The organism is Prevotella sp. MGM2 (assembly GCF_002933955.1).
In the GTDB taxonomy this organism is placed as follows: Bacteria; Bacteroidota; Bacteroidia; order Bacteroidales; family Bacteroidaceae; genus Alloprevotella.
Genome location: NZ_BEWW01000127.1, coordinates 1 through 5,029, shown reverse-complemented (window position 1 = coordinate 5,029; position 5,029 = coordinate 1). Strand labels below are relative to the sequence as shown.

Annotated in this window: 5 protein-coding genes; all 5 read right to left on the bottom strand. The window is 50.9% G+C overall.

The features are described 5' to 3' along the window. Positions 1-203: 203 nt before the first annotated feature. Genes C5S62_RS02965 through C5S62_RS02945 form a run of 5 tightly spaced genes read right to left on the bottom strand, consistent with a single transcriptional unit; the run spans position 204 to position 4,811 of the window. Complete coding sequence (locus C5S62_RS02965) at positions 204-1,337, bottom strand: aspartate aminotransferase family protein (RefSeq protein WP_104403992.1); 1,134 nt, start codon at positions 1,335-1,337, stop codon at positions 204-206. A 58-nt stretch (positions 1,338-1,395) separates the two neighbouring features. After that, on the bottom strand, positions 1,396-2,364 hold the full coding sequence (gene argC, locus C5S62_RS02960; protein WP_104403991.1) for an N-acetyl-gamma-glutamyl-phosphate reductase: 969 nt from the start codon (positions 2,362-2,364) through the stop codon (positions 1,396-1,398). A 12-nt stretch (positions 2,365-2,376) separates the two neighbouring features. Then, the gene (locus tag C5S62_RS02955; protein WP_172485973.1) at positions 2,377-3,585 is read right to left on the bottom strand and encodes an argininosuccinate synthase; all 1,209 of its coding nucleotides are present in this window, start codon (positions 3,583-3,585) and stop codon (positions 2,377-2,379) included. A 32-nt stretch (positions 3,586-3,617) separates the two neighbouring features. Next, entirely contained in the window at positions 3,618-4,265 is a 648-nt protein-coding gene (locus C5S62_RS02950; protein WP_104403989.1) for a GNAT family N-acetyltransferase, read from the bottom strand. A gap of 60 nt (positions 4,266-4,325) precedes the next feature. Further along, positions 4,326-4,811, bottom strand: coding sequence for an arginine repressor (locus tag C5S62_RS02945; protein ID WP_104403988.1), 486 nt, complete (start codon positions 4,809-4,811; stop codon positions 4,326-4,328). Between the last annotated feature and the right edge of the window lie 218 nt (positions 4,812-5,029).

Sequence of the window (5,029 nt, the reverse complement as noted above, 5' to 3'; positions counted from 1 at the left end):
GTTTAAATTCCAAGTATTCGAGTAAAAATTCCGATACTGACTTTTTCAACAATGCTACTTCAAACCTATGTTTTAACACTCCAAAGCGTTACGAAAGGTTAAATATGTTAAAGTCAAAAGACAAAAAAAGCCGCAACGGAACTTGAAAATCGTTGCGGCAAAGATGACTTATTTCTTATGAAGTGAAGTCATTGCGGAAAAATTCAGATAACACTCTTCAGGCGCTCTATAAATTCGTCTGCCTCCGCCATGGTTATGCAGAGCGGCGGCAGGAGGCGCAAAATGTTGGTGGAGGCCGCACCGGTAAACACGTGCTGCCCGTTCACAAGGCGCTGGCGCATTTCCTTGATGGGACCGGCAAACTCAATGCCTATCATCAATCCCTGTCCGCGCACCTCAACGATAGCAGGCACCTCGGCGGCAAGAGCCTGTAGGCGGTTGAGAAGATAACCGCCCACCTCAGCGGCGTTTTCCACCAGTTTTTCCTGTTCCATCACGTCGAGCACCGCCAATGCTGCGGTACAGGCCAGATGATTGCCGCCAAAAGTCGTGCCCAACTGGCCGTAAGAAGCCTCGAAAGCAGGCGATATGATCACGGCCCCCAGAGGGAATCCGTTGCCGATGCCTTTGGCGCAGGTAATGATGTCGGGGCGAACATCGAGGTGTTGATGGGCAAAAAAGCGGCCGCTACGCCCGTAGCCGCATTGTATTTCATCACAGATGAGCACGGTGCCGCTCTTGTCGCAGGCACGGCGCAGACCTTGCATGAACTCGGCGGTAGCCAGGCGGATGCCGCCCACTCCCTGGATACATTCCACAATGACCGCCGCAACGTCTCCCTTTTCGAGTTCCGTCTCAAAGGCTGACAAATCGTTGAGCGGCAGGAACGTCACATGTCCGCCATCGTTGACAGGCGCTACGATACGGGGATTGTCGGTAGCCTCGACGGCCAGCGAGGTGCGGCCGTGAAAGGCTTTCGAAGCGGCCAGAATGCGCTTGCGGCCGGTATGGAACGAGGCGAGCTTGAGAGCGTTCTCATTGGCCTCGGCACCGGAATTGACCAAAAACAACCGATAGTCCTCATAACCGCAGGCGCGGCCCAGACGTTCGGCCAGCTGCTCCTGAAGGCGGTTCACCACAGAATTGGAATAAAAGCCCAGCTGCGTGAGCTGATGCTGCAACGCACTGACATAATGAGGGTGACAATGACCTATGCTGATAACGGCATGGCCACCGTAAAAATCAAGGTATTCCTGTCCGGCACTGTCCCAGACATGGCATCCTTGCCCTTTGGTTATCTCAATATCAAAAAGGGGGTATACGGGATAAAGTTCCATTTGCTTGTCTTTTTTTATGAATTGGCCGGCCGTAGCCGGCAATGCGGCGCCCGCCTTTTCAGAAAGCCACCGGCTTGAGGCGCAGGCCGGTTGTCTCTTCAAGATCGAACATCAGGTTCATATTCTGCACAGCCTGTCCCGACGCGCCTTTAAGCAGATTGTCGATGCAGGCCGTCACGAGAAGTTTATTGCCATGACGCTCCGTGTGGATGAGACACTTGTTCGTATTCACCACCTGCTTCATGTCTATGACCTTGTCAAGATAGTGCGTAAAGGGGGCCTCGCTGTAGAAGTCCTTGTAGAGACCGGCTATCTCCTCTTCGAGCACATCACAACTCAACACCTCAGTGGCAAAGATACCGCGCGGAAAATCGCCGCGGTAAGGGATAAAGTCTATTTGACCTTCAAAACCGGGCTGCAGGCTGCAAAGCGATGCCTTTATCTCAGGTACATGCTGATGGTTGAAGGCTTTATAAACGCTCATATTGCCCGAACGCCATGAAAAATGGGTGGTGGCCGAGGGCTTTACGCCGGCTCCCGTTGAACCGGTTATGGCATTGACAGCCACATCGCCCTCAAGCAGACCGGCCTTGGCCAGCGGCAACAGACCTAATTGTATGCACGTGGCAAAACAACCGGGATTGGCCACATGTTGAGCGCCGGCAATGCGGCAACGGTTGAGTTCCGGCAAACCGTATACATAATCATTGTCCTTGGCCGGCAGACGGAAATCCTGCGCCAGGTCTATAATGCGCACATCGGCGGGAATATAGTGGTCGGCCAGAAATTGCGTGCTCTTGCCATGCCCGAAGCAGAAGAATACGACGTCTACCTGTTCAAAAGGCAATTCGTCGGTAAAACGGAGATCGGTTTCACCATGAAGGCCGGCGTGTACTTCGGTGAGCAGGTTGCCGGCATTACTCTCACTGTTGACGAAAACTATTTCGGCTTCAGGATGATTGAGCAAAAGACGGCAAAGCTCGCCGGCCGTATATCCTGCACCGCCAATTATACCTATTTTTATCATAAGGCAGCGGCGTTAAAGTTGTTGGTCATTATGATTGGTGTGGAACACGCGCAAAGGAGTTGAAAGTACTTTTATAAAGCCTTTGGCGTCTTCGGCTGTCCATCCTTTCTGCGTCTCGCCATATTCGCCGAACTTCGTCTTCACAAGATCGTCGGGACTATCCACTCCCACCGTGGAGAATCCTAACGGGCGGAGTTCAAGAATCACCGTGCCGTTGACGTAGCGCTGCGAACTCTCAAGCATGGCTTCGATATCGCGCATTACGGGTTCGAGATACTGACTTTCATGGAGGAACATGCCGTACCAATTGGCTACCTGGTCTTTCCAATACTGCTGCCATTTGGAAAGGGTATATTTCTCAAGGAAGCGGTGGGCGCCGATGATGAGCATGGGCGCTGCGGCCTCAAATCCTACCCGCCCCTTTATACCTATTATCGTATCGCCTACGTGCATGTCGCGCCCGATACCATAAGCGGCACCAATCTCCTCCACGCAGCTGATAGCAGCTATAGGATCGTCGAAGCGCGTGCCGTTCACAGCCTTTAGCTCACCTTGTTCAAAGGTCAGTGTCAGCTGCTCGCTGCCGGTTTTAGTAACCTGCTTGAGATAAGCCGTATCAGGCAACCCCTGGCGTGAATCAAGAATCTCACCACCACAGATGCTGGTTCCCCAAATGCCGACGTTGTAGCTGTATTTCAACTTGGTAAAATCGGCATGAAAGCCATTATTGTTCAGATAATCGACTTCTTCCTGCCGCGAAAGGTTGCTGTCGCGCGTGAGTGTAATGATTTCCATTTCGGGACACATCACAAGAAAAGTCATGTCGAAACGTACCTGATCATTGCCCGCTCCGGTGGAACCATGGGCTATGGCGTCGGCGCCGATCTCTTTGGCATAGCGCGCAATGGCCATTCCCTGGAAAATACGTTCGGAGCTGACGGAAATCGGATAGACGTTATTACGCAGCACGTTACCGTAAATCATATAGCGCAGGCTCTTGTCGTAATACTCACGCGTCACGTCAAGCGTAACATACTTTGTAGCGCCCAGCCTGTACGCATTTTCTTCATTTGCCTTGAGCTGTTCCTGACTGAAACCGCCGGTATTGGCACAAGCGGCATAAACTTCATAGCCTTTTTCCTTGGCCAGATACATCACTGTGTAGGACGTATCCAATCCGCCGCTGAAGGCGACTACTACTTTCTTTTTCATATCTTGCAGATGCTTTTTCGTTGTTGGAGAAATAGTTGGATTTAATTCTGAGAGGCAGCCTCGGCCTTTCTTACAAAGTCAATGACATCTTGCGGCAGTTCTACCGGAAGCGGCTCGCCGGGATGTCGGGCCGGGTCGTAAAGCATGCCTGTGCAAACGCAATATTTCCGTCCCGTGCGGGCCAGCACATCGCAATTGATGCAGCAGGGATGTTCGGGTGTGCCGCATCCTTTCCAATACTCGTCATCCTGCGTAAGTTCGGCAAACGGCACAGGCACGTAGCCCAGCGAAGTGTTGATGCGCATAACGGCTCCGGAGCTTGTCAGACCGAAGATCTTGGCGTTGGGCCAGCGTAAGCGCGACAGCGAAAAGGCCAGCCGCTTGATACGCGTGGCAAGATGGTGTCCGCGGAATTTCGGTACTACTATCAGGCCGGAGTTAGCCACATAGTGCTTGTTCTCCCAGCTCTCGATATAGCAAAAACCGGCAAATTCCTCTTCTTCGCCATAAAGGGCAATGATGGCCTTACGTTCTTTCATCTTCGTAGCCACATACTCATGGGTACGCGAAGCAATACCCGAACCGCGCACCTGAGCTGCATCGGTAATAGTTTTCAGAATTGTGTCGACATACCTCTCATGGGAGGCATCGGCCACGATAACTTTAATACCGTCGTTGTATTCTTCCATTTAATATAATATTATTATTCAATTAGCGATAGGATATGCACCTTTCCTCTCCGGCTACCGTCAGAGGAGGATACTCTTGATGGCAGGAATAACCTCTGCAAGACTGTCTATGAACATTTGCCGCGTAGTACCTTCGTGCATCACAATAAGGATGGTGTCATCTCCTGCAACAGTACCGATAACAGTAGGCAGACGATGGGCATCAATGTCGGAAGCCAGTCCGCCTGCATAACCCGGCCTGGTATGCAGGACAGCCAGATTACCCGAAAAGTCCAGACTTTCAAATCCGGTGCTATGCAGGAAACCAGCCATTGTAGACGGCGTAATGTTGCGACGATAACCCGGATGCTCGGGTAAAATATAACGAAAGCCTTCCGGTACAGATATTTTCACCGCCTTAAGTTTGCGCAAATCGCGCGAAAGGGTAGCTTGCGTCACATCGAAACCATGGCGCGAAAGTTGTCGCAATATGCTTTCCTGGCTACCGGCTTCGCCACGCGAAAGGATGATGCGAAGCGTGTCCAAGCGGTCGTAACGTTCTTTCATTATCGTATATTTATTTATAATTATGCGGCAAAAATACAAAAATAATTGCAAATATCCCTACATTATTCTTTTTTTATTCAAAAAATATCTGTTCAAGCACGAAGCTGTCACCCATATCCCCTTCTTCAATCCTCCCAACCATCCCCACACTTCTATTTTAACATATTTAACTTTCCGCAACACTTCAAAGTGTTAAACCCTAGGTTGAAAGTAGTGAA

Bases quoted from the DNA above. Each gene is read 5' to 3' on its own strand.
- C5S62_RS02965 (WP_104403992.1), bottom strand. From the start codon at position 1,337: ATGGAACTTTATCCCGTATACCCCCTTTTTGATATTGAGATAACCAAA.
- argC (WP_104403991.1), bottom strand. From the start codon at position 2,364: ATGATAAAAATAGGTATAATTGGCGGTGCAGGATATACGGCCGGCGAG.
- C5S62_RS02950 (WP_104403989.1), bottom strand. From the start codon at position 4,265: ATGGAAGAATACAACGACGGTATTAAAGTTATCGTGGCCGATGCCTCC.
- C5S62_RS02945 (WP_104403988.1), bottom strand. From the start codon at position 4,811: ATGAAAGAACGTTACGACCGCTTGGACACGCTTCGCATCATCCTTTCG.